The organism is Sedimentisphaera salicampi (genome assembly GCF_002117005.1).
GTDB classification, from domain to species: Bacteria; Planctomycetota; Phycisphaerae; order Sedimentisphaerales; family Sedimentisphaeraceae; genus Sedimentisphaera; species Sedimentisphaera salicampi.
The window spans coordinates 3133589-3158249 of sequence record NZ_CP021023.1 but is presented as its reverse complement, the minus strand read 5'-3'; the positions used below and the strand labels follow the sequence as shown (position 1 = coordinate 3158249).

Below are 24661 nucleotides of genomic sequence, written 5' to 3'. Positions count from 1 at the left end.
GAGTCTGCAGTGAAATTCCTGAGCAGCCTTAGAGCTGTCAGGGTTATTCTGATTTTTTCGAACCGGACATCGCAGCAAAAATCAGGAACAATGCGGCCAGAGCCACTACGACATAAACCGCTCTGGAAATTGGCGACATATCTCCGAAAAGTGTGGCTACAAGATCGAATTTGAACAGACCTACAAGTCCCCAGTTCAGTCCACCGATAACTGTAAGAATAAGGGCTGCCCAGTTTAATGGATCCAACTTCATAATATTACTCCTTATAAAGATTTAATTTCCGAATCATTGATATATCACTTTGCAAGATACCATAATTTATTCACTGATTCAAGAAATTTCAGAAAAAAAACGGCAGTCAGCGGGCTTTTTGTCCTTTTTGAACGTTTTTTATTTGTTCAGCGGGGGTATTCGAAGGCCTTCGCAGCAACAGTGAAGGAGCGGTGCCTGCCTACATTGTTCAGGAGGCCGAGGGCTATCATATTAACAACCAAGCTTGACCCCCCATAGCTAACAAAGGGCAGAGTAAGCCCGGTAATCGGCATAAGCCCAACTGTCATAGAAACGTTAACTATAACCTGCATCATCAGCATCACCACAATCCCAACTGAGATAAGCTTGCCGAAGGGGTCTGGATTGAAACGTGATATCTCAAGCCCGCAGGCTGCAACGGTTATATAAAGTACGAACACGAAAATGCACCCTAAAAGCCCCCATTGATGGGCAATGAGAGAGAATACGAAGTCGTTGTGAGCCTCGGGAAGTTTCAGTGTTCCGTCCATATACGGGCCTTCGCCGTAGCCGTAGCCGGTTATCCCGCCGCTGGCAATTGCATTTTTTGAGTGCATAAGGTGGTAGCCTTTATCTTTCTTCCAGCGGATTAGCTCCGCAGGCCCTCCAACGAGAATCTCAGCTGCTTTCTCGTGCCTTGATGCGTAGTTGTAAACTAAATCGTTCTGCAATATCACGCTCGCCACTCGGATTCTCTGATATGAATGCATATTCATCCAGAGCACAGGGCTGAGGAAAAGTCCTATAAGTATTACAGAAATCAGATGCCTCTTTTTAGCACCTGCCGCAAAAAGCATCCCAAATAAAACGGGCAGAAGGAGAATCACTGTTCCAAGGTCCGGCTCAAGAATAATGAGCCCCATCGCAAGAAATGTTATTGCAAATGGCGGAAAAAGCCCTTTGATGGTCCTGTAGTTTTCCCGAAATCGAAGATACCAAGCGAGCGAGAGGATGAAAGCGATTTTGCAAAACTCCGACGGCTGCACCTGTACAGGGCCGATACGAATCCATCTTCTAGCCCCGTTAACCACAGGCACAATGCTGCGCCAGAAGCCGGGCATCGGGATAAATCTCTCAACAAGCAGAACAGCAAGAAGAAATAGCACGCCGCCGTACAGCCAGAAGCTGAATACACCGAGGTCTTTATAATGAACCCTGTTTACCGCTGCGAAGGCAGCAAGCCCTATTGCAAAATATACCAACTGCTTCAGCCAGCCTATTGAATCTGGTTCAGCGGCATATATGGTTGAAACGCCTGTTAAGAATAAAATAAGGACTGCAGCGAACATCGTAAGCCTCACGCCGAGCAGTCTTCCTTTTATTATGTATTCAAGCAAGGTTACTTTTTACCCTTAATCATATCAGCAAGAGTAAGGTTTTCGCGGGCATTGTTTAGCTGATTTTTTGCAGAATCATATTCACTGCTTGAGTATTGCCGGGGCATATCATTAACAACAGATGCAGTTTCGCTTAAACTCATCTTGTCTGTTGATTTTGACGGTATATACCCCACCGCCTGCTCTCCCACTTCATACAGAATTCCCTTCTTCACAAATTCGCTTAGGAGGTCTGTTATGAAATGATAGGGCACTCCAAATTCTTTGTAGATTTGATCTTCGGTAACAGGGCCTCCGCCTTGGTCAAACTTTTCGCCTACAAACGAAGCAATCTGTACAGCACAGTCTTCAGATGGGTAATAGAATTTTCCTGCTTCTTCTGAAATCTTCTCAGCAGCATCAAGCTCCCTGAAATTCTGCACGATGAAAGTAAGATGCACCCCGAAGAGAACTACGAGCCAAGAAATATTGATCCAGAGGATTGTAATGGGGATAAGGGCAAGCACGCCGTAGATCTGTTTGAAGGGCTCAAATTCGAAGACGTAATAGCCGTAGATTTTTTTTACAAAAGTCCAGATAAGCGTTGTTACAAGTGCACCCCAAAATGCTGCGTGCGGCTTTACCTTCGTGTTGGGCATAGACCAGAAAAGCAGATAGAAAGACAGAATAGTAAGAAGCCAATTCCAGCCTCCCAAGACAGTTACAAGGCTTACTATTCCGTCGAGATGTTCAGTAATCAAACCCATAGTTTTGAAATATATTCCTGCGCCTATAAGCAGCGGCCCAAGAGTTAGGATTGTCCAGTAGTAGAATACCCTGTAAATAAAAGGCCTGTTTCGGTTTACGCCCCATATATAATTGAATGCACCTTCCACAGTGCTTAGCAGCTTTATCGCTGCCCAGAAAACAATTAGCAGGCTGAAGATTGTAGCTGCGCCTCTGTGGGATTTTTTGAAAAAGCCGGAAACAATTTCCGAAAAGCGTTCTCCAAGCTTCACTTTTTCGCCGGGCTGATCGGGGTCTGAGTAGGAGAATTCATCTATCTGTACAGCCTCGAAGATCGAATCTCTTATAGTATTGCCTATATCTTCGTATCCAGGGAGGCTTTGAAACAATACAAGAACAACAATCAGAAGCGGGATAAAGCCGAAGATCGTGTTGTAGGCCAGAGCGGCAGCCTGAAGGTCTGAACGGTTTGTTTTCAGCTGTTTGAAGCACAGAGGCCAAATTCGGAACTGAAACATCAGAAAACTGCTGAAAGCTCCGATCCCTTTGGCAGGGTTTTTAATATTCTTTGAAATTGTTTCTGTAATTTTATTCATTCTAATCCAGCAGTCTCTTGAGCCCTTCCTGAAGGCCACTCTTGATTATAGACTCGGTGTTCTTCTGGAGCAGGTTTTTAGTATCAATCTCGGGATTTTTTGCGTTTCCAGTTAAGGGCAGCGTAATTCCAAATTCCCCGCTCTGAGTTTCTACAAGATCAAGCCCCTCGAAACGATAAGGGATAGCAATTTCCATATTCATTGTGCCGTCTGTTTTGATGTTTCCGTTGAACTTGAATTCCTTGCCGTCAACTTCAAGAATCATATTGTCGTAGGTAAATATACCGTCTTTGAGCTGCAAATCCACCGGATGAAGGCGGTAGTCAACCAAGGAATTGGAAGATTCGCCCATAATCTGCATAAGCTGCCTGAGGATGCCGGCAGGCTGGGCTCTGATTTGTGAAGATTCGGCAGCTGCCTTGAGCTCTGCGGTTTCTGCTGCATTCTTGCTTAGCGGAACTTCGAGCTTATCGCAGTATAAATCCACGCTCCCGCTGCAATCCATGGAATCGGAGAAGACTGGATTCCCGTAAGCAGCGAGCTGCCCGGCGAGCACCTCATTTATTTCAACTTTATCCAGCACTTTCATCCCTTCGGAAAGCTTTAGCACGACAGGGCTTTCAGTGAGATCTGCCTCAAACGCAATATTAAGGCTGCCTTTATTAACTCCGATTGAGGTTTTTGGGACAGTTAAAAAACCGTCTTCAACTTGGAACTTCACATTTGATTCTTCAAAGCTCAAGCCTTTATAGTATAAACTGTCGAAGCCAAGCTGGAATTGAGAGTTCAGATTATCCACTGCTTCTTGAGGGTTTTCTAAAGAGAAACTCGTGCTCAAAGAGGCAGGAAGAGACCTCTTGCCCGAAGCCTTAAAATCCTGCCCTGTTTTTTCAGTAAGGTAGAGCTCCATAAAATCAAGGTCATAAACGGTCTGAAGCACTGAATCAAAAACAATGTTCGATTCATCAGAATAATCAAGGAGAAGGTCGCTAAAATCTAATGTGAGCCATTCATTCTTAACTTCGAAATCCTCTGAAGCCAATTTTCTGCTTTCCGGCTGCCATAGCATATTCGAGGAAATACTGAAATCTGTGATTTCATTTTTATTGTCTTCACCGCCAAAAGCAACTTCTTGAAAAGACATATCGTCTGTGATAATACGAATCTCGTCTTCATATTTTATTATCTTGGTGGTGGTAGAGTATCGTCCTGAAAGATTGGCAGGCTTGTCCAGAGCTTCAAAAAGCGTGAGGAGGTATTCAGCCCTCTCAAAAAGATTTTTATAATTGAAAAGCATCACAAACTGTTCACTGGACTTGGGATCGTAATCAAAATAGCCCTGCAGAAGTTCATATTCACCAAGGTAATCAGATTTCAGGTAAAGACTTGTTAGCCAGAGTTTCTTCTCGATCGGCTCATTTTTAAATCCAAACGTTAGATCGATGAAAGGGTCTATCCATTTCATACCGTAGCTGTTGTCTAAGACGAAATCTTTTACCTGAACAGCTCCGTTCAGGATTTTGTTTTCCGGGAGCACATCGCCAATGATATTGGCCTCGCCGGATAAGTCATACTCCCCAAACTCTACAAACCCTGAGAGCTCATTCTGCAGATCCTTCAGATTTATTGTACCGTTGAAGGTCATATCATTATAAGGACCGGAGCACCTTATCTTCCCAAAGCCGGAAACGATCTCTATGGGGTCTATCCAAAGCCGCTGGTTTCTGGAGATGATTTCGCAATTGAGCTTAACAGGGCTCAGCGTTAGGTTTTTTCCGCCTGCGATCCCTTCAAAATCGACCATATTCAGATTCGCAAGGAGAATCTTTCCCTCGCCTAAGGATTCCGTTGAAATCCGCCCTGCTATCTTGCCGCTTTCCAAATCGAAGTTTTGATTTTTGCTCTCTTCAGGCAGCCTGCCAAAGGCCTTCGGCATATCAAGATTGAAAAAGCCCTCAAGATCGGCCTCAGACTTGCCGTTCATCATCTCGACAAGGCTGGTGAATGTTTTTGGAATCTGACCTGTAAGATTGAAATCGAAAAAGCCGGACTGGCAGCTCAAATCCATAATGTCAACAAAGCTCTCGTCCGTTTTGAAAACAAGCTTCAGGGAAGTATCGCCGAATCTCACCTCTTCAAACGACCTTCTCGGAAAAGCAGCAGTAAGCCCTTCAGATTTAAGTTTAACCTGAGACTCCTTAAACATCCCCTCTTCAGCGGATAAGGCAATCTCGGCATCAGTAACACCTTGAAGATTGAAATCCTGCCCCCCAAGCTCCATCAACGGCTTGAGGCCTTCAAGCTGAAGCCTTTGAACTGCAGCATCAATTTTTGCAGAGATGCCCTTAAGCGAGAGCAGGGAAGGCTTTCTTTTAACCAAGGCGAAGAATTTGAGCGGGGCATATGATTCACCCTGCTCCAGCCTGCCCACCAAATCAGCTCCGGAAGTTTGTCCGGGGGGATTGAGCTTGATTCTGCCCTGAAGGCTGCTGAGCTGAAGCAATTCAGACTCCTCAGCATCAATCAAACTAACGGCGCAATCATTTAAGTTAATCCTGAACCTCTTAACTGAATTTAAAGCCGTGAAGAAATCAGTCCCCAACGAAGCCGAGGCATAATCACGAGCATAAGAAATATCAGAAGAGCCAGCTCTCGCTGTTTCGCCGGCTTTCTTGAGCTCGGCCTTGTCAATTTTCAAGGTTGTCTCGCTGCCTTCAAGAAGGCATTTTTTAACATCAAGCTCTTTTCGAACAAGAGCCGTTAGAGAGGGGTGTATGAAAAATTTATCCGCCTTGAAGTCGATTTTCCCTTCAGGATCCTTGAGATGCACATCGTACATCATAATGCCTTTTGTCCAGCTAACCCTGAGCTGAGAGAGTTCAATCTCAAAGCCGGTTTTGCTCTCGGCAAAACCAACTGCCAAACTGCTTACAGGTCCGAACGAAATAATCAGAGGCGAAAGAACGATCAAAAGCAAAACAACGCCTGCTGCTATGCCCGCAATCTTGAAGAATGCGCCTTTTTTCTTATTGCCCTTGTTTTTTTTATGAGTTTTCGCCATCTAAATTAAAAGCCCTTTATAAAAATTTAATGCAGAAAAATCGAGCCTGCGGTTATACAGTCATCACTTCTTCAATCTTAGCCTTTGTATGCTCTTCAATCTCTTCGGTATATTTCTTGGTCATCTGATCCACTTCTTTCTTTGCGTGGTCTCTGTCATCTTCACTGATAACTTTGTTTTTCTCATCATCATCAAGTTTTTTGTTGGCATCCCTTCTAACATTTCTTACAGCAATCTTCTGGGCTTCTCCCATCTGCTTAACCTGCTCGGCAATCTTTTCCCTTCTCTCCTGAGAAAGCGGAGGCACAGAAATTCTTATGGCCCCGTTTTCAGCCATCGGATTAAGCCCGACATCACTGGCCTTTATGGCCTTTTCGATATTTTTCAGTGAAGACGGGTCAAAGGGTTTAATCATGATGTTGGTTGCATCAGGGGCATTAACGTTGGCCATCTGGTTTATCGGCGTCATACTGCCGTAGTATTCCACCTTTATATTATCAACCAGACCGGTAGAAGCCCTTCCGGTTCTTACACCTTTGAATTCATTATGAAGGTACTCAACGCACTTTTTCATACTTGTTTCATGTTCTTTCAGAATCTTTTTAACTGGCATACTAAGCTCCTTAGTTAATTCAAATTAAAATGCATTCTCAGGCAGAGATTTCCGTTCCTACACTCTCACCCTGAACAGCCTTTGTTATATTGCCGTCTTTAAACATATTCAGAACCCTAAGAGGGATGTTGTTTTCCCTGCAGAGTGTCATGGCTGTATGATCTATAACCTTCAGGTCATTGGCTATTATTTCTGAGAAAGATATTTTTTCAATCAGCTTTGCTTCTGAATTTTTAATCGGGTCTTCAGTGTAAACCCCGTCCACCTTAGTCGCCTTAACAATAAGACCTGCTCTAATCTGGCAGGCACGAAGAGCTGCACAGGTGTCTGTGGAGAAGAAGGGGTTGCCCGTTCCGCCTGCAAGGATCACAGCCTCGCCTGCCTCAAAATGCTTCTCTGCTGCTGCCGCGGTAAACTCTTCGTTCAATGCCTTCACAGGAAGAGCGCTCAAAACCGCAGAAGGAGCATTCACAGATTTCAACGCCTCGCACAGGGCTGATGCGTTGATTACTGTGGCAAGCATACCCATATAATCGGCAACATTTCTGGGTATCATATCGGAGCTTGAGGAAAGAGCGGCACCTCGCAAAAGATTACCCCCTCCAATTACTACTGCAATATCACTGCCTGCCTGCATCGCTTCTTTAATTTTTTCCGCTGTGAGCTTTGCCGCTGCAGGATCTATACCAGAACCGCCCTTCTCGCAGAGACTCTCGCCGGAAAGTTTTATCAGAACCCTTTTATATTTCAATACGCTCATAATACGCAAAATTTCCAAATTAATTATTTTCCAGTTTTGATTCTATCTCCGAGATATATTCCAGAGTTCTCTCGAGTTTATCTGTGAGATCTCTTATCCTGAGCATAGTTCGCACTCTTGTAATAAGCTCGAGCTTGTTTACGGGCTTGCTGAGAAAATCATCTGTCCCGGAATTGATAGCCCTTTCGATATCGCCCAGTTCGGTAAGGGCAGTAACCATAATTATCGGGATGTTTTTTGTCTCAGGCGAGGATTTAAGCCTGCTGCAGACCTCAAAACCGCTAAGACGAGGCATCATAACATCCAGTATTATAAGATCCACCGACCCGTCCTTTACTTTTTCAAGCGCATCGTAGCCGTCTGTAGAGAGCTCAGTCTGGCAGTCTATATCTTCAAGATAAGCCTGAAGAAGCTCGAGATTGGGCACGTTATCATCGACTATCAATATTTTAGGTTTATTTTCGGCTTTTGCCGTCATTTTCTTTTCTCCATCTTTTCAATTCAAAAAAACAATTAAGAATTATACTAAAAACTTGACTTTTCTTCCATAAGTTACTTATATTTTAAGGCGAAACTTTTAAGAGTTAAGCTTTTCAGGCATAAAAATTGGAAACTATTATACAACAGACTCCTCAAATTATATCTTTGATTCTTTTACTTGCAATCTCCGGCTTCTTCTCGGGCAGTGAAACGGCTTTTTTCAACTTGAGCTTCACTGACCGGAAAAAACTTAGGAAAAGCAAGACTGGGGAAACCGTTCTCCACTTGATATCAAGGCCTAAGAGCCTTCTAAACACGCTTTTATTCGGTAATATGATCATAAACGTTCTTTACTTTTCAGCAGCCGGGCAGACTGCAGTTGCCCTTGCAGGTAAGGGAAATACTATTCTTGTTACGCTTTACGGGATAGTTTCTCTTTTCCTTTTGATAATTTTCGGCGAAATAATGCCTAAATCAATAGCTTTTTCTCACTCTCAGGATTTTTGTACGCTCACAGCTTACCCTGTTTATGTATGCCAGAAGCTGCTGTCTCCAATCGCCGCAGTGTTAAATAACCTGTTTATCAAGCCGGCAGTGAGGCTTATTACCCCTGCAATCCCAAAAGCCGAAAAAATCGGTCTGGAACACTTGCGTTATCTTGTAAAAAACAGCGGCAAAAAAGGGCTTATCAATCAGGAGGAATCAGAGCTTATCAGCAGAGTGATGGAGCTGGGAAAATCGAGTGTGAAGGAGATAATGCGGCCGAGAGTGGATATAGTTATGTGCGAGAAGGCCTCATCTATAGATGATGTCTTTGAATTGATGCGCAGCAGCAGAGTTAAGAAGATTCCTGTTTACGAAGACAGCGTTGACAATATATGCGGCTATGTTCACCAGCGTGATATACTTACAAAAAATCCCGAATGCGTATCTGAAGTGCTAAGAAATACTGTATTTCTGCCCGAACAGAAAAGTGTTGAGTCGTTGCTTGAATTTTTTCTCGAAACAAAAAACGAGATGGCGATGATTGTAGATGAATACGGTGGCCTCAGCGGGCTTGCCACAATTAAGGATGTTGTAGGAAGCATAACATCGGGCTTTAAGGGCAAAAACAACTCCATCGAACAGATAAGCGAGAACAAATACCGCCTCAGCGGTTCTGCAAGCCTTTTGGAATGGCTTGAACTTATTGAACTGCCCAACATTGATACGGACTCCAGCACAGTAAGCGGGTTTATCATATCCAACACCAGAAAAATCCCTCATAAGGGAGACAGCGTTAGATATCAGAATCTTAAGTTTACTGTTGAAGATGTAGAAGACAACCGAATCAAGACCGTTTTAGTGGAGCTGGAATGATACTCACAGTGTTAATCCTATTTTGTTTGTTTATTTTTATGAGCGCCTTCTTCTCGGGCAGCGAAACAGGGCTCTACAGCGCAAGCAAGGTGCGCATCAATGTGGGGGCAGAGTCTGGTGAGAAGAAATACAAGCATTTGCTTGAGCTGATCAATGAACCCGCAGAGCTGATTTTCACAATACTCACAGGCAATAACATCGCCACCCTCGCTGTATCTTGGTGCGGCACCTTTATATTCGCCTCATACTGGCCTGAAAACGCAGAGCTGATAAATACATGTGCAGCAGCGCCTCTGCTTTTTATTTTCGGCGAGGTAGTTCCCAAAACCCTGTTTCTCTCACGTCCGGAACCGCTTATGCTCAGAAGCTCATATCCGCTTTTGCTGATACACAGATTATTCGGCAAAATCGGGGTGCGCTGTTTTTTCAAAAGGATCTCCGGCTTTTTCGAAAAACTTTTCGATATCAGCAGCGACAACGAATACTATCGAATAACCAGCAGAATGACAAAGGTTTTCGACGCAACAATTGAGGAAGGATATTTAAGCAGCATACAGCGTTCAATAATCGCACGAACTTCCGCTATAACAAGGCTTAAGGTATCACAGGTTATGATTCGCAAGGAGGATATTGTTTCGGTTCGCATAGATGCAGGCAGAGACGAACTGCTTGAGATCATGAGAAAACATCCCTTCACACGTCTGCCTGTGTATCGAATAAACCGCAATGATATGGAGGGATATGTGAACATATATGAGCTTCTCAGCAAGCCGAAAACGGATTTCAGCATAGCAGGCAGTATGCTCAAGATTCACACCTATAAAAGCAATGAGGCTGTGATATCAGTAATGAAGGATATGAACGAAAACGGAAGGCAGATAGCCCTTGTGGAAAAAGCAGGATCAAAATCGAAAAGGATTGTTGGGCTTATAACGCTGAAAGACCTCGCCGAAGAGCTCACAGGCGAACTTGAGGCATTTTAATCTCTAATTGAAGTAAAACTCGCTTCCCCTTGTGGTGCTCCCGTCAAGCAGGAGTATATTAACACCCTCAAAAGCCATAGACTGAGCGGAGTTGTTTTTATAGGCATGGGGGAATTTTATTCTGTTCATAGGCAGAAACTTCGGATACGGCTGCCCTCTTACGCCCACTTCACCCGGGAAAAGCTGCCAGTTGTCCCAAGTAAGAGCAATTTCCCGCATTTCCTCTGAAGTAAAATCCGGATACTTCTTTTCATAAAACACCTGCGAAACACTGAAGGCATAGGTTACCCCGTAGTCGCGCATCCATTTATTGTTGCCGTCGGGGCAAATCCAAACATCACTGCCTCCTTCGATTATCTGGTTTTCATCAAAAAGACAAGCAAGGCCGAAACACTCACGCCTGCCGTCTTCGGTAACGTACTGCGGGCCGACACGATAGCTCGAAACATCCAGAACATCAGCATCCGGAAATTTGTCATCATTTGAAAAAACGTATGTATAGTAGCCAACACCGATTGATTTTAGGTTTGAAGAGCATTGAAACCTCATTGCTTCATTGCGCACCCTGCCTAACACAGGCAGCATTATCACAAGGAGCAGAGAAATAATCGATATTACTACGATTACTTCAATCAAAGTGAAAGCTTTTGACGTATTTATGCTTCGCATTTAAGCTGGTATCCCTCTTTAAGCACTTAGGGAGCGATTATATGAAATCTTTTAAGAGTTCAAAACAAAAATTGAAATTTACTCACCCTTTTGGTGATTAGCAGGCGGCTAAACAATATTAAATGTTGTTGATATTAAAATTTTTTCTAAAAATACAGACAAACGTGAATATAATTTGAAACTGTCATATTTATGAGACATGGGCAAGGATATGAAACACAAATTATTGCTTATTTTTTTCATTTCAAGCTTTGCTTTCAGCGCAGTAAAAGAAACTGAGATTAGGGCAATCGCAACCCATCCAAGCTGGTACTGGAAGGGAAGCGTTAAGGAGAAACGCTCTGAGATGAGGCATTATTTCAAGCTCCTGAACGAAGCAAACATAAATATGGTTTATTTCTGGATGGAAACAGCAAATATGGCAGCCCTGCTTGGCGAGCCGAAATATGCTAAAAACGGGGATTATAACTTCTATTCCACAGAAAAATGGGACTGCATAGGTGAAATGCTCAAAGAAGCGAAAAAACATAACGTCGAGCTGCACCTGTGGTTTTCATTCACGAGATACAAAAGAAACCGCAATTATGTGCCCGAATACGACAGCAATCCTGAAATAATGCCGGAAGGCAGCCCTGCATGGGCTTCAATTACGAAGAGCGAGTATGAGGCAGGTTATACAGACCCCGCCAGCAAGAATGTTTCCGGAACGGCTCTCTGCAATAATGCCGAAGGGGCTGGAGGCTGGACTATTGAAGTGATAGACCGCATACTTCAGAAATATCCGGAGATAGCCGGAATTCACTTAGAAGAACCCGGCTATCTGTCCCTGCAAAGATGCGTTTGCAAAAGATGCCAGAAGGTTTATTCATTATTGTATGATGAGCCGGGCGAAAATCTGCTCAACCATATCTACAGCGGGAAAAACGCAAGAGAAGCTTACAGAAAAGATCCCAAGGCAATTGCCGTAAAAGTGTACGGGACTAACAGATTTGTAAGCAAATTCAGAGACTTCCTTGAAGAAAAACATCCGTATAAAATCCTTATGACAGGCGGAGGTCCTTACCCAGCTCTTGAACGGGCCCGAGGAAGAAACTGGCCTGAATGGATTCAATGGGGCTGGATACCTTATTTTGGATGCCAGGCTTACCGCCCTAACGTGAAATCATTCGTAACAGACTGCAAAAGTGCAATGGACGCTATGCAGGGAAGCGGTGCCGAATTCGCCCCAATCATAGGGATGCTGTACGGCAGCGGGAAAACACATTCAAACTCCCCCGAGATGGTAATAAAGCAGATAAAGGCGGCTCGTAAGCTTGACGGGTATAAGGGAGTGGAATATGCCGGCGTTCAGCTTTTCTCAGGAAAAGCCCTGAACAAGGAAATGGCCGAGGCACTTGGAAAAGGCCCTTTCAGCGAAACAAAGCCTCTGCCATGGGAAAACGCCAAGGGAAAGGAGGATGAAAAGAACCTCTCTAAACGCAAAGACAAGCCTGAGAGGTAATAATTTTCTAAAGGCCTTTTCCCTATCATAAAGCGTCTGATTTTATTTATCTTAAATGCAGCAAGGAAAATCTATGTTCGAAAATAGAATGTACTTGAATAATTGCTTGTGTAGTGTAAATTTCTGAGACAGGAAAATATTTATGGAAGAGAAAGAACGAAAAACATTAACAGTAATTTCACGTTGGGTTTTGGTTTTGATTGCACTAAAACTCATTCTTTACTGGCTCAGCCTTCCAGGTTTTGCAGCCGGCATCCTGGTTTTTGTGCCGGCGTATATATTTGCAAGGAAGATAACTTCGGTTAAGTTCGCAATGATTTATTCAGCAGCCTGTTTTTTTAACATCCTCTCTTTCATTTCTCTTGCCCATCTGCACGCAAGAATCACCTGCAAACTGAATGACAAGAAACCAAAGAGAGCCAAGTTTTTGGAATAGCAGCTGAACAAATGTAATAAAACCAGTTATAAAAAAAGAGCAAAATCTTTTTATTTCTTGTTATCAAGAAAAAATACGTTAGAATCCATGCTGATGGTTTGGTAATTGTATATTCAAGCTGAATAGACGAGTATATTTTGTTTGCATTTGAAAAAACTGCTTATTTCTTTAATAATTGGCTGAAGATTTCAAGTTCCAGTCTTGGCTCAGCCGCAATATCTCAGTCTTTATTTTTCTGGCTGATAATTATCCTGACAAGCGTCTTGATTGCTGCTTGCATCCTGCTGATAACTCTTCACCGGAGAAAGCTCTCTGCCCTTCGCAACAAGGTTAAATACGGCGAGCTGAGGTATCAAACTGTTCTGAGAAGCCTGAACGACGATATATTTGAGGTGGATGTTGAGAACGAACAATTTTTGCTTTATTCAGTGAGCAAAAATATGATACCGAACGAGGAAAACAAATATACCTACCGGCTCGACGATGTGGTTCAGTCTGCACATTCTTCGGACAAACAAAAGCTTGCAAACCTTTTCTCAGATATGCTCACGGGCATGATAGACGGCTGCTCAATGGAATACAGAGTGGTTAAAGAGGGCCGCGAAAAATGGGTACACATTCGAGCAAGGACAGTAAGCTACAATCACAGCGGAAAGCCCGAGCGGATACTGGGTGTATGTTCAGATATAGACAAACGCAAAAAAATTGAGGAAAAACTCAATAAGCAGCAGGAGCTCTACAAGCTCACAATGGAATCTTTGAACGATGCGGTTTTTGATTACGATTTGAGCAGAGATGAAATCACCTTCAGCAGTCAGTGGTACAAAATGCTGGGGTATAAGCCTTTCTCTTTAAAAGAAACGTTCGAGAAATGGATCGAGCTTGTCCATCCGGAAGACAAAGACTCCTTCCAGCAAACGTTCATTGAATCTGTTAATAAAGAAAAATTGTTTAACATTGAATACAGGATGCTCAAGGCAGACGGGGAATACCGCTGGCTGCTGACAAGGGGCAAGGTAGTAGAATTCGATCAGGACGATACCCCCTCAAGAGTTCTGGGAACTTGCAGAGACATCCACCAGCAGAAAATTGCCGAGCAGGAGCTCAGAGCAAGGGAGGAAAGCCTGAGAAAAAGCAAGTCTGAACTGCAGGATTTAAACGCAAGACTGATAAATTCAAACGAATCTCAAAGGCGGTATCTGGCAAGGGAAATGCACGATGAGTTCACCCAAAGGCTTGCTGTAGCGGCGATAGAAATTAATAAACTGGAAAAAATGTTAGCAGAAAATTCCAGTACTGCTATAATTGATAAGATAAGTGCTGTCAAGACGGATATACTTGAGCTTTCCGAAGATATCAGGAAGCTCTCAAGACATATCCATCCTTCTCTGCTGGACGATCTCGGTCTTGTTGCAGCAATAAGATCAGAGGTTTCGCTGGTTAAGGAAAAGAGAGAACTCGATATTGAGGTAATAGACAAAGGTTCTTTTGAAGATATAGACAGTGATAAAGCTCTTGCAGTTTTTCGTATTGTGCAGGAAGCTCTTCGAAATGTCGTACGGCATTCGAAGGCAGAATGCGTTGACGTGCTTTTAGAGAGAAAAGATGATTCTATTGAAGTTTCAGTAGAAGATGACGGAATAGGCTTTGAAATAGATTTGAGAAAAACGAAGGAATCTCTGGGATTGATTAGTATGAAAGAAAGAGCCAGACTCACTGGCGGAAAATTGGATATTAATTCTAAACCAGGCAGCGGAACAGTTATTAATTTGGAGATACCTGTAAATGACTGAGGAAAACACAAAAAGAAAAAGGATACTTTTAGCGGATGACCATTTCATTGTTGCCAGAGGGCTTGTAGAGATTCTTGAAGAGTCTTACGATTTGGTGGGCATTGCCAAAGACGGCGTAGAAATGGTGAAGATGGCTACTGAGCTCAAGCCCGAGCTTATTGTGGCAGATATCAGTATGCCAAATCTTAACGGTATCGATGCTCTGAAGGAACTTAAAAAGAAAAATTCTGAGATCAAAGTAGTGTTTCTTACGATGCACGACGAGCCGGCTTATGCAAGAAGAGCTATAGATGCAGGTGCATCAGGATTTGTGGTTAAAAGCTCAGCACCTGATGAACTTGCCCAGGCGATATCTCTTGCGTTTGCAGGAGGCATCTACATCAGCCCGTCAATACAGAAGAAGATTGATGAATCTCAGCCTTCTGCTGATGATTTTACCGCTGATGATCTGACAAAAAGGCAGAAAGAAATCCTACAGCTTCTCTCCCACGGCAAAAGCGCAAAAGAAATCGCTTCAGATTTGAACATTTCCTCGAGAACGGTAGAATTTCACAAGTATCGAATTATGAAAATGCTTGGGATAGATTCCAGCGCAGGGCTGGTAAGGTTTGCTATAAAACAAGGTATTGCTGAAGTTTAGATTGAACTTTCGAAAAGCTAATGCCTATTTGATATTTATGAAAAAACTTTTAGAAACAACAACACTTGGCGGAATAGAAGTTTCAAACAGGCTCGTGCGTTCTGCTACATGGGAGAATATGGCAGACGAGCACGGCTACCCTACCGAGAAGCTTGAAAATCTATATACAGATTTCGCCAGCGGCGGGATTGGTATGATTATAACCGGTTTTGCACGTGTTATGGAGGACGACCTTGCGGCACCTAGAATGATCGGGATGTACGACGACTGCTTTATCGACAGCTACCAGAAACTTACTGAAAAGGTTAGAGCTGAGGGGGCGAAAATTGCCGTTCAGCTTGCTGGAGGCAGCTCTCAATCTAAATTCCGTGCAAGGAAAAGAAGGGTTCTCGGGCCTTCCGCTGTGCAGGATAAGATGTATAGGGTTACGCCGGAAGAAATGACCTGCGAGGATATAAAAAAGGTTGAGAATGCTTTTGCTCAGGCATGTCTGAGGGCCAAAAAGAGCGGATTTGATGCCGTTCAGCTGCACTGCGCGCACGGGTATCTGTTCAGCAAATTCCTGAGCCCATACTACAACCGCAGAAGCGATTCATACGGGGGAGCTGTTAAAAACCGTGCAAGAATAATTTACGAAACCTACGAGCAGGCCAGAGAGCTTTGCGGAGATTTCCCAATATTCATAAAAATCAATTGCGACGACTTCAACGGCGAAGACCCCGGCCTCACTTTTGAAGAATCTCTTTCAGTATGCTCAAGACTCTCGGAAAAGGGGCTTGATGCTATTGAGGTTAGCGGAGCAATGGCGGGCTCGCCGGAAAGGCTCAGGCCCATAAGACCAATAAGAGGGAAAGAAGATGAGTCTTACTTCTTTACTGAAGCCGCAAAAACAGCGGGTGCTGTTGAAAGTGATGTAATCTCTGTAGGCGGGCACCGTGATTTTGAATGGATGCAGAAGGCTCTTAATGAAACTGAAGTGGGCTTCTTTGCTATGAGCAGGCCGTTTACCTGCGAGCACGATCTGGTGAAAAGATGGTCTAAATATCCCAACTACAGACCTATGTGCATAAGCTGCAATAAGTGCTGGTCTGCACACGGGACAAGATGCATACTTACTGAATCAGGCAGATAGCATCACTTGCAAACCGGACATTTGGAGTAAATGGTTTTTGATATTTTTCTGAAAAGTGTTAGTCTTATATTCAAAGATCATTTTTAACATAAACAGTTTTGAGATTATTCGGATTTTAAGAATTTACTATGGCCGGCGACATTTCAGCTCTGCAGAATGCAATAGGCTACCAGTTCAAAGATGAGAGCCTTCTTGATAAAGCCCTCACACACACTTCAAGTGTTTCAGAAAGATCTCTGAGCAATGAACGGCTCGAATTCTTCGGTGATGCCGTTTTAGATTTGATAATTTGCGAATTTATATACAATTCATACCCGGACTACAGCGAAGGCGAGCTTACAAAGATTAAAGGTCTGGTTGTTTCACGCAAGGTTTGCTCGAAAATAGCTGAGCCGCTTAAGCTGAACGAACATATCAAGGTGGGCAAAGGCGCTGAAAAGTTCGGGTCGCTGAGCGGTTCAATAGCTGCCGGAGTGCTGGAGGCTCTTATAGCTGCAGTTTATTTAGACAGCGGCCTCAAGCAGACAACAGAACTGGTTTTAGGGCTTTTCAAACCTTATATAATTGAAGCTGCGGAGAGCCAGCATCAGGGCAATTACAAATCGGTGCTCCAGCAGTATTTCCAGAAAAAACACGGCGAAGCGCCCGTTTATGAAATAGTTGATGAACAAGGCCCGGAGCACCACAAATGTTTTCAGGCAGAAGCCCTGTGGGATAAAAAGAGCCTCGGTAAAGGCTGGGGGATGAACAAAAAGGAAGCTGAACAAAAGGCAGCTTACAATGCTCTTGACAATTTAAACCTGATTGAAGAGGATTCTCATTCCGACGGGCAGGTAAAGAATGAAATGACAGAAAAATACACTTCAAGCAGCAAAAAACAGTGCAAAGCGGCTGAATGTGATTAGGAAATTTTTGCTATGAAAAAAATTTACGGCGGAGAAAAAGTTGAATCTGCTATTGAAAATATGGCCGAGCAGATCAAAAACCGGGGTTTTGATAAATCCAAAATCGGAATTCTCGGGATAAGAAACAAGGGCGTAATAGTTGCAAGACGTCTGGCCGATTCGCTCAACAAAAAACTGGGCGGTGATGTGGAATTTGGCTCAATCGACATAACTTTCTACAGAGATGACATCACAATCAGGGGGCCTAAGGCAGTGCCTGTGGTTGGGGTAACAGAGATAAACTTCGATATAAACCACAAGATAATAATACTTGCAGATGATGTGCTGCATACCGGACGTTCCTGCAGGGCTGCAATGGATGCAGTGGTAGAATTCGGCAGGCCTGCAAAGATTATGCTTGCCGTTCTGCTGGACAGAGGAGGAAGAGAGTTTCCGATTCAGGCGGATTTTGTCGGCGATTATTTCGACAATCTCGCAGAAGATGAACTTCTGACTGTAAAGTTCAGGGAAGTTGAAGGGAAAGACGGCATATTCATAGACAGCAAATAATTACCGAGAAAGAAAAAAATACCGGAGCGGTTTGATGGCAGAAGGAAAAATCGAGTGGACAAGGAAGCACCTTCTCGGTCTGCGGGAATTGAGCAGAGAAGAGATAGAGCTTATCCTGGATACTGCAAAATCCTTTGCAGAGGTAAATAAAAGGAGCATAAAAAAGACGCCTGTTCTGAGGGGTAAGGTAGTTGTTAATATGTTCTTTGAAGACAGCACGAGAACGAGGAACAGCTTCACCCTTGCATCCAGAAGGCTGAGCGCAGATGTTATAGAATTTACAAAAAAATCAAGCGCTCTGAGCAAGGGCGAAACCCTTCTTGATACAGCGAGAAATCTCGAGGCGATGGGTGTTGATTTAGTAGTAATAAGGCACAATGCCGGAGGCACGCCCAAGCTTTTGAGCAGAAGCATTGATGCCTGCGTAGTAAATGCAGGCGACGGCTTCCATGAACACCCCACTCAGGCCCTTCTTGATGTGTACACAATCAGGGAAAAATTCGGCAGCCTTGACGGACTGAAAATTGGGATTGTGGGCGATATTGCCAATTCGAGAGTTGCAAGGAGCAATGTCTATGCTATGACAAAGCTCGGGGCTGAGGTAACGCTGATAGGCCCTCCCACGCTGATGCCTCCGATAGGCGATCTGCCGGTGAAGGTTTCAAACAGTTTTGATGATGTTATCGAATCGCTTGATGTGGTTAATATGCTCCGGGTTCAGTTTGAAAGGCTCTCAAGCAACCCCTTCCCTTCTAAAAGGGAATACACAAGGCTCTTCGGTCTCACCGAACAGCGGATGAAAAGAGCGAAGGACAATATCGCTGTGATGCACCCCGGGCCGATGAACCGAGGGATGGAAATAGAAAGCTCTGTGGCAGACGGGGCGAACAGCCTCATCCTAAAACAGGTTACAAACGGGATTGCCGTGCGAATGGCGGTTTTGTTCCTTGTGAGCAGAGCACCGGAATAATCAAAAGCTAAACTTGCTTCAGCGGGAAAACTTATGGGCAATAAAATAAATACAAACGAGCTACTTATAAAAAACGGCAGGGTCATCGATCCGCTGAATGAGATCGATTCGGTTTGCGATGTTCTGATTGAGGCAGGCAAGATTTGCGAAGTTGGAAAACCGCATAAAGAGCTGCCTGAAGAAAAAGTGATAGACGCTTCGGGTAAAATTGTCTGCCCCGGGTTTATCGATATGCACGTACACTTCCGCGAACCGGGAGACGAAGAAGAGGAAACGATCAGAAGCGGCTCACATGCAGCTGTGGCGGGCGGTTATACGTCCGTGGTTTGTATGCCGAATACAGACCCGACCATTCAGGACGAAACGAGCATAGAGTTTGTGCACAGAATGGGACGTCAGACGAGGAAAACCCACGTTTACGCGATGGGCGCTCTCACAAAAGACCGCAAAGGAGTGGAGCTTTCAGAAATGGGGCTTATGGCAGGAGCAGGAGCAGTTGGCTTTACCGACGACGGCACTGGCTTGCAGGATGCCTCAGTAATGCGTAAAGCCCTGAAATATGCAAGTATGTTCGGACTTGTTGTGAGCCAGCACTGTCAGGACAATTCGCTTGCGGGGAATGGGGTGATAAATGCGGGCTTCAATTCAACACTGCTCGGTCTTCCCGGAATGAGCCCTCTGGCTGAAGAGCTTATGCTCTGGCGGGATATACAGCTCAATAAAAGCATTAAAACTAAATATCATGCCCAGCACATATCTACGAAAGGCTCTGTTGATATAATCAGAAGAGCCAAACAGGAAGGTATTCCGGTTACCTGCGAGGTTACCCCGCACCACCTGCTTCTGAATGAACAAACAGTGGCTGAGTACGATACTAATTACAAGATGAATCCTCCGCTCAGGACAGAAGAAGATATTGCAGCCTTAAAAGAAGCGGTTAAAGAAGGCGTAATTGATGCACTGATAACCGACCACGCCCCGCATCTGCAGAGCGAAAAGGAGCTCGAATTTTTATATGCTCCTTTCGGAATTATCGGGCTTGAGAGCGCTTTACCTTTGTTTGAGAAGGCTCTGATAGAAGATGGAATAATTGAGTGGTCTGAGCTTATTGCCATGCTCACGTGCAGGCCTGCTGAAATACTCGGGATTAACGACACCAAAGGCTCATTTACAAAAGGTAAATGGGGAGATGTAACAATATTCGACCCCGAAGAAAAATGGCAGATTGATGTAAATAAATTCATTTCGAAAGCCCGCAACTGCCCATTCCATGGATGGAATGTGAAAGGGAGGGTAAGCTGTACTATCGTTGGCGGAGAAGTTAGATACAGCTCAGAGAGGAATTGATATTGAGGTATTTGATAGACGGCCATAACCTTGTATTTGCGATGAAAAATTCCGGCGAGCAGCTGGCCGGCTTTGAGGTGCACCACGCCGCAGATTTGCTTTGCAAGGCTCTGGAGAGCTATCTTGTAAAACGAAATGAAAGGGCTGTGCTTTATTTTGACGGTACAGGCCCGATTGATAAAAGCTTCTATAACTGCCTGAGCAATGTTGAGGTTTTATTTTCGGGCGAAGATTACGAGGCAGACGATTTTCTTGTGGAGGATATAGAAGACGACTCGGGGCCATCAAGCCTTGTGGTGGTTTCTAATGACAGGCAGGTGCGAGATGCTGCAAGGCGAAGCAAGGCTTTGATAAAGCTGAGCAACGATTTCTGGCTTGATCTGGTTGAGGATATCAACCGCAAACCGCCCAAGAAAAAAGAGCCGGAAGCCAAACGCAAAGGCATAGACCCCTGCGAAGTGGATCAGTGGTTAGATTATTTTGGTATTGATGAGTAGGACTTTATGAAATATGAAAGAGCACGTTTCTGGGATCAAAAGCAAGAGAGCACTGTAAAATGTGAGCTGTGCAGCCGGGAATGCGTAATAAAACCGGGCGGAGTGGGCTTTTGCGGAGTTCGGCAGAATCAAGACGGTGAACTCAAAACCCTGAACTACCACTGCCTCTGCTCTGCAAACGCAGATAAGATTGAAAAGAAACCCCTGAACCACTTCCTCCCTTCAACCTCAAGCTTTTCCATTTGCGCTCCCGGGTGCAATTTCAGGTGCAAATTCTGCCAAAACTGGCAGATAAGCCAAATAAACCAGCAGCTTCTGGAGAGGACAAGCAAAGTTTGCCCTGAAGATATAGCCGAGTCCGCAATTAAGCACAATTGCAAAAGCATTTCATACACATACACCGAGCCAACAATTTTTTATGAGCTTGCTGAAGATACTGCTCTTGCCGCAAGAGAAAAGGGGCTGAAAAACGTTTTCGTTACTAACGGTTATATGAAGCCGCAGGTTTGGGAGAAGGCGTCAGGATGGCTGGATGCGGCAAACATTGACCTCAAAGCGAACACGGAAGATTTTTACCGTGATTTCTGCTCAGCAACGCTTGCACCAGTAAAAGAAAGCATCAAACTCGCACTCAATCTCGGCATTTGGATCGAGCTTACCACCCTGCTGATACCCGGGCTGAACGACAGCGACGAGGAAATACACTCTATAGCGGAATTCATAGCGGGCGAGGTATCTGAATTTGTTCCACTGCATCTATCGGCATTCTATCCGTGTGCAGAGATGAAGGACACGCCCGCCCAAACGCCTGAACGAATCCAAAAGGCCTGCGAGATTGCGAGAGATACGGGGCTGAAGTATGTATATCCCGGAAATGTAATGCTCGATTCTAACACCTACTGCCACAACTGCGGAAAGCTGATAATCTCCCGCTCGGGATTCTCAGCAGATCCGGATGGAGTTATTAAAGGCAAATGCGAACTCTGCGGTGCAGAAATCCCGGGAGTTTTCGAATAAACGAATTCTGTATCGCCTGCTTTACTGCTTTGGTTCAGGTTGCGTCTTGAGCTCTTCCCTGTGGGAAAGTATGCTTCGTACGGCGTAAGTTGGGCGGTTCTGCGATTCGTGATACGTTCGAACCATCAGCTCAGCGAGCAGCCCCATCATTATAAGCTGAAGGGCGGCGATAGTCAGGATCGTGCCGAGAATTAAAAGCGGGTTTCGGTTTATTGAATAGCCGCTAACAATCTTCTGGTATACCATAACGGCAAAAGAAAATCCTGCTGCAAGCCCGCTGTATATGCTGAATCTGCCGAAAACATAGAGCGGCTTGGTTGAATAGCTGTTCATGAACGAAACCGTAATCAAATCCAGCACAACTTTATATGTTCGTGAGAGGTTGTATTTCGTTTTGCCGGCTTTGCGAGGACGGTGGTTTACTACGATCTCGCCTACCTTCGCCCCGAGCCACTGAGCAACAGCGGGGATGAAGCGGTGCGTTTCGCCATAGAGCTTCGTTTGGCTTATCACCTCCCTGCGGTATGCCTTCATTGTGCAGCCGAAGTCGTGGATTCCAACGTTGGTAATCCTGCGGATAATGTAATTGGCGAGCATTGAAGGGAGCCGGCGGGTGAAAGCCCTGTCCTTGCGGGATTTTCGCCAGCCGCTCACGATATCGTAGCCTTCATCCAGCTTTTCCATAAGGGCGGGGATGTCTGCGGGGTCGTTCTGGAGATCGCCGTCCATCGGGATTATAACCTCCCCGCGGGCCCGCTCAAATCCAGCCTGCATCGCAGCTGTCTGGCCGAAATTACGGCGGAAATTCACCACCGTAACGTTTGGATCGTTTTGAAATATCCCCGCAAGAACTTCCGCTGTGCCGTCCCAGCTTCCATCGTTTACGAAGATTATCTCATAGCTGTATTCAACACTGCCGGTTTTCATGGCAGCAGCTATCTGATCATGAAGGGGCTGTATGTTATCCCGTTCATTAAATACAGGCACTATCACTGATATATCAAGACTCTCCGACATCAATATTCTCCCAAGGAATTAACCTAAATCAGCAAATAAAATAATAACTAATTCTAACAAAACTAAAGATTTTATCCATAAACCGCTTATCATATAAAAAAAAATCACAAAAATTTAAAAAAGTTATTGAAATTAGATCTAAAAGGATGTATAAAGATCATACGTATTAAGTGAAATATTTAAATTTTGGAGAATAAGATGAACGATTCAACTAATTTGCTGAGACTAGCTTCTAAACTAACAATTGACGACAACAGAAACGAGATTTATTTTCCTGCGGTCCATGACTATGACTTCGCTATCAACCCTGACGAGGCTGAGGAGGCCAAGGGGAGGGTTAAAAGCTTGATGACCATTATGATGGGAGGAAAAATCAATAAATATGAGCTTGCTGAAGTACTTCAATACATAGGCGATATGCTTGAAGAATAAAACCTACTGCTGATAAATATTTTTGGTACTTTGCTTAAGTCTGCTTATATTTTCATCAGCTCTGGGCTTCCTGAAAACGAAGAGATGCTCGTGCATTATGAGGTAAAACTTATCTCTTTTGGCTTTCCATCCCCAACGGTTAGTCATTTTGCAATTGTGCTGCACTTTAACAATATCCTCTTTCAAGATAAAGTCTTCCTTGAGGAATGCCAGCATTACATTAAAAGCTAAAGGTACATAATGCCTGCCTTTTCTTGTATCGCCAATTAACACGGCACAAAATTTATCTCCTTTTAAAACTCTGTAAAGTTCTTTAGCAACCAACCTAATCTGGGCAGTAAATTTAGGCAATGAACCAATATTTGACAAGTCCTCCGGAATATTTCCATCAGAATATTTTATTATGTTTAAGTATGGTGGATGAGTTATAACTAAATCTATGCTTTGGTTGGGAATATGAGACAAACAACGTGCGTCAGCCACCTTTAAGTCAGAATATACCTTAGCTCCTTCAAAACCCATAACATTATTAACTTTATTTATAAAATTAGGATTGATATCTGAAGCCAAAATATTTCTCGCAAGCATTTTGGCTTCAATTGCCGTAGTACCTCCGCCAACCATAGGATCTAAAATATAATCTCCCGGCTGGGAAAACATTTCCATAATATTTCTCGGAATTTGAGGGGCAAAATTTCCACGGAAATTAGAACTGTGAGTAGCCCAACTGCCTCTCTCAGGAAAAGACCATACAGTAGTAACTTCAAGATTTTTATCACTATTATAGGTCATCTTTAATAATGTAACGCCTACTTTTAATTAAATATATACTATTATAATCATTCTTATCGGCAAAACCAAATTGCCAAAGTTTATATTCATCATTTTCTTTTTCAAAAAATAAAGTTGTTACTGTCTTAGAAGTTTCTTCTGTCCACTTTTTAAACGGATAATACAACTGCCTTATGATTGTATTTGTAATACGACTATTCTTCGCCTCTATCAATACAATCTGATCCTGTCCTTCATATCCTGCATCTACTTCTGTTTGAACTCCTTTAACTTCTATAGGCTTATTATTAACTCTAAAAGTAAACCGAGGAGTATACTTTCGACCACGGATAGTTAGAACCAATGTATCGTCTTCAGCAAAAGTTCTAATAAGACTACAGGCATATGCATAATCTAAATGTTGCATTTCAGAGTTGCCAATAAGTGAGCTTTCAAGCTTAAAATCTAGTTTAGAGATATATTCATTTTTTTCTTCTGAAATTTCAGGTATATCAATATACCCTTCCCCCTTCATTATAGCATATTCCCCATTTTTTATAGGAAGCAAAAAAAGTCCTAAATCCTTAAAACATTGCGGCCTCAATTCTCTGGAGTCTTGCTTACATAAAATTCGAACTTCTTTATCAGTCGTTCGAGTAAAATCTTGACAGGCTGTCTTTATTTCTGTTGCGTTAATTATAAACGGAGATTTATCGAAATCATGGGAGAATATATTATACTTTTCAAAAATTTTATTCCAAGCAGCACTGCTAGCCAT

At 43.7% G+C, this 24661-nt stretch carries 25 protein-coding genes; 14 read left to right on the top strand and 11 right to left on the bottom strand.

The annotated features are described in order from the left end of the window. Window positions 1-43 precede the first annotated feature (43 nt). The 7 genes from STSP1_RS12180 to STSP1_RS12150 all read right to left on the bottom strand — a co-directional run bounded on the left by STSP1_RS12180 (window position 44) and on the right by STSP1_RS12150 (window position 7863). Window positions 44-253: a DUF378 domain-containing protein gene (locus tag STSP1_RS12180; protein WP_085756601.1), complete on the bottom strand. Its 210-nt coding sequence runs from the start codon at window positions 251-253 to the stop codon at window positions 44-46. 146 nt (window positions 254-399) lie between these two features. Further along, window positions 400-1629: an FtsW/RodA/SpoVE family cell cycle protein gene (locus STSP1_RS12175; protein WP_085756600.1), complete on the bottom strand. Its 1230-nt coding sequence runs from the start codon at window positions 1627-1629 to the stop codon at window positions 400-402. A 2-nt stretch (window positions 1630-1631) separates the two neighbouring features. Then, window positions 1632-2951, bottom strand: coding sequence for a YhjD/YihY/BrkB family envelope integrity protein (locus STSP1_RS12170; RefSeq protein ID WP_085756599.1), 1320 nt, complete (start codon window positions 2949-2951; stop codon window positions 1632-1634). A 1-nt stretch (window position 2952) separates the two neighbouring features. Then, window positions 2953-6012 (bottom strand): AsmA family protein, encoded by a 3060-nt coding sequence (locus tag STSP1_RS12165; RefSeq protein WP_085756598.1) that lies wholly within the window; start codon window positions 6010-6012, stop codon window positions 2953-2955. A gap of 52 nt (window positions 6013-6064) precedes the next feature. After that, window positions 6065-6625, bottom strand: coding sequence for a ribosome recycling factor (frr, locus tag STSP1_RS12160; protein WP_085756597.1), 561 nt, complete (start codon window positions 6623-6625; stop codon window positions 6065-6067). A gap of 37 nt (window positions 6626-6662) precedes the next feature. Further along, entirely contained in the window at window positions 6663-7385 is a 723-nt protein-coding gene (gene pyrH, locus STSP1_RS12155; RefSeq protein ID WP_085756720.1) for a UMP kinase, read from the bottom strand. A gap of 19 nt (window positions 7386-7404) precedes the next feature. Then, the gene (locus STSP1_RS12150; RefSeq protein ID WP_085756596.1) at window positions 7405-7863 is read right to left on the bottom strand and encodes a response regulator; all 459 of its coding nucleotides are present in this window, start codon (window positions 7861-7863) and stop codon (window positions 7405-7407) included. A gap of 128 nt (window positions 7864-7991) precedes the next feature. Here STSP1_RS12150 and STSP1_RS12145 point away from each other — a divergent pair, with 128 nt between their 5' ends. Further along, entirely contained in the window at window positions 7992-9224 is a 1233-nt protein-coding gene (locus tag STSP1_RS12145; RefSeq protein ID WP_085756595.1) for a hemolysin family protein, read from the top strand. Next, complete coding sequence (locus STSP1_RS12140; protein WP_085756594.1) at window positions 9221-10207, top strand: CNNM domain-containing protein; 987 nt, start codon at window positions 9221-9223, stop codon at window positions 10205-10207. Before STSP1_RS12145 ends, STSP1_RS12140 begins: the two co-directional genes overlap by 4 nt. Before the next feature lie 3 nt (window positions 10208-10210). On the opposite strand, the gene STSP1_RS12135 is transcribed toward STSP1_RS12140, so the two are convergent. Next, a complete protein-coding gene (locus tag STSP1_RS12135) occupies window positions 10211-10876 on the bottom strand; it encodes a prepilin-type N-terminal cleavage/methylation domain-containing protein (protein WP_085756593.1) in 666 nt (221 codons plus the stop codon). 211 nt (window positions 10877-11087) lie between these two features. Between STSP1_RS12135 and STSP1_RS12130 the strand changes: the two genes are divergently transcribed. The 11 genes from STSP1_RS12130 (at window position 11088) to amrS (ending at window position 21663) form a co-directional block, all read left to right on the top strand. Next, window positions 11088-12377: a family 10 glycosylhydrolase gene (locus STSP1_RS12130; RefSeq protein ID WP_161491735.1), complete on the top strand. Its 1290-nt coding sequence runs from the start codon at window positions 11088-11090 to the stop codon at window positions 12375-12377. Window positions 12378-12519: 142 nt separating this feature from the next. Further along, window positions 12520-12813 (top strand): hypothetical protein, encoded by a 294-nt coding sequence (locus STSP1_RS12125; protein ID WP_085756591.1) that lies wholly within the window; start codon window positions 12520-12522, stop codon window positions 12811-12813. A 137-nt stretch (window positions 12814-12950) separates the two neighbouring features. Beyond that, complete coding sequence (locus tag STSP1_RS12120; protein WP_085756590.1) at window positions 12951-14606, top strand: sensor histidine kinase; 1656 nt, start codon at window positions 12951-12953, stop codon at window positions 14604-14606. Next, on the top strand, window positions 14599-15246 hold the full coding sequence (locus STSP1_RS12115; protein WP_085756589.1) for a response regulator: 648 nt from the start codon (window positions 14599-14601) through the stop codon (window positions 15244-15246). Before STSP1_RS12120 ends, STSP1_RS12115 begins: the two co-directional genes overlap by 8 nt. Window positions 15247-15283: 37 nt before the next feature. Continuing rightward, on the top strand, window positions 15284-16378 hold the full coding sequence (locus STSP1_RS12110; protein ID WP_123807048.1) for an NADH:flavin oxidoreductase: 1095 nt from the start codon (window positions 15284-15286) through the stop codon (window positions 16376-16378). 128 nt (window positions 16379-16506) lie between these two features. Further along, entirely contained in the window at window positions 16507-17283 is a 777-nt protein-coding gene (gene rnc, locus STSP1_RS12105; protein WP_085756587.1) for a ribonuclease III, read from the top strand. A 12-nt stretch (window positions 17284-17295) separates the two neighbouring features. Continuing rightward, a complete protein-coding gene (pyrR, locus tag STSP1_RS12100; protein ID WP_085756586.1) occupies window positions 17296-17832 on the top strand; it encodes a bifunctional pyr operon transcriptional regulator/uracil phosphoribosyltransferase PyrR in 537 nt (178 codons plus the stop codon). A gap of 34 nt (window positions 17833-17866) precedes the next feature. Then, complete coding sequence (locus STSP1_RS12095; protein WP_085756585.1) at window positions 17867-18802, top strand: aspartate carbamoyltransferase catalytic subunit; 936 nt, start codon at window positions 17867-17869, stop codon at window positions 18800-18802. A gap of 33 nt (window positions 18803-18835) precedes the next feature. Beyond that, window positions 18836-20149, top strand: coding sequence for a dihydroorotase (locus tag STSP1_RS12090; protein WP_085756584.1), 1314 nt, complete (start codon window positions 18836-18838; stop codon window positions 20147-20149). 2 nt (window positions 20150-20151) lie between these two features. Continuing rightward, entirely contained in the window at window positions 20152-20646 is a 495-nt protein-coding gene (locus tag STSP1_RS12085) for an NYN domain-containing protein (protein ID WP_085756583.1), read from the top strand. A 6-nt stretch (window positions 20647-20652) separates the two neighbouring features. Further along, window positions 20653-21663, top strand: a complete 1011-nt coding sequence (gene amrS / locus STSP1_RS12080) for an AmmeMemoRadiSam system radical SAM enzyme (protein ID WP_085756582.1) — start codon at window positions 20653-20655, stop codon at window positions 21661-21663. A gap of 21 nt (window positions 21664-21684) precedes the next feature. Here amrS and STSP1_RS12075 read toward each other — a convergent pair whose 3' ends face one another. After that, window positions 21685-22680, bottom strand: coding sequence for a glycosyltransferase family 2 protein (locus STSP1_RS12075; protein ID WP_085756581.1), 996 nt, complete (start codon window positions 22678-22680; stop codon window positions 21685-21687). A 198-nt stretch (window positions 22681-22878) separates the two neighbouring features. Here STSP1_RS12075 and STSP1_RS12070 point away from each other — a divergent pair, with 198 nt between their 5' ends. After that, window positions 22879-23112 carry a hypothetical protein gene (locus STSP1_RS12070; RefSeq protein ID WP_085756580.1) on the top strand — a complete coding sequence of 78 codons (234 nt, stop codon included), beginning with the start codon at window positions 22879-22881 and terminating at the stop codon, window positions 23110-23112. A 3-nt stretch (window positions 23113-23115) separates the two neighbouring features. Here STSP1_RS12070 and STSP1_RS12065 read toward each other — a convergent pair whose 3' ends face one another. After that, window positions 23116-23904: a TRM11 family SAM-dependent methyltransferase gene (locus STSP1_RS12065; protein WP_085756579.1), complete on the bottom strand. Its 789-nt coding sequence runs from the start codon at window positions 23902-23904 to the stop codon at window positions 23116-23118. Further along, window positions 23894-24661, bottom strand: coding sequence for a type II restriction enzyme (locus tag STSP1_RS12060; RefSeq protein ID WP_085756578.1), 768 nt, complete (start codon window positions 24659-24661; stop codon window positions 23894-23896). The genes STSP1_RS12065 and STSP1_RS12060 overlap by 11 nt, the downstream gene beginning before the upstream one ends.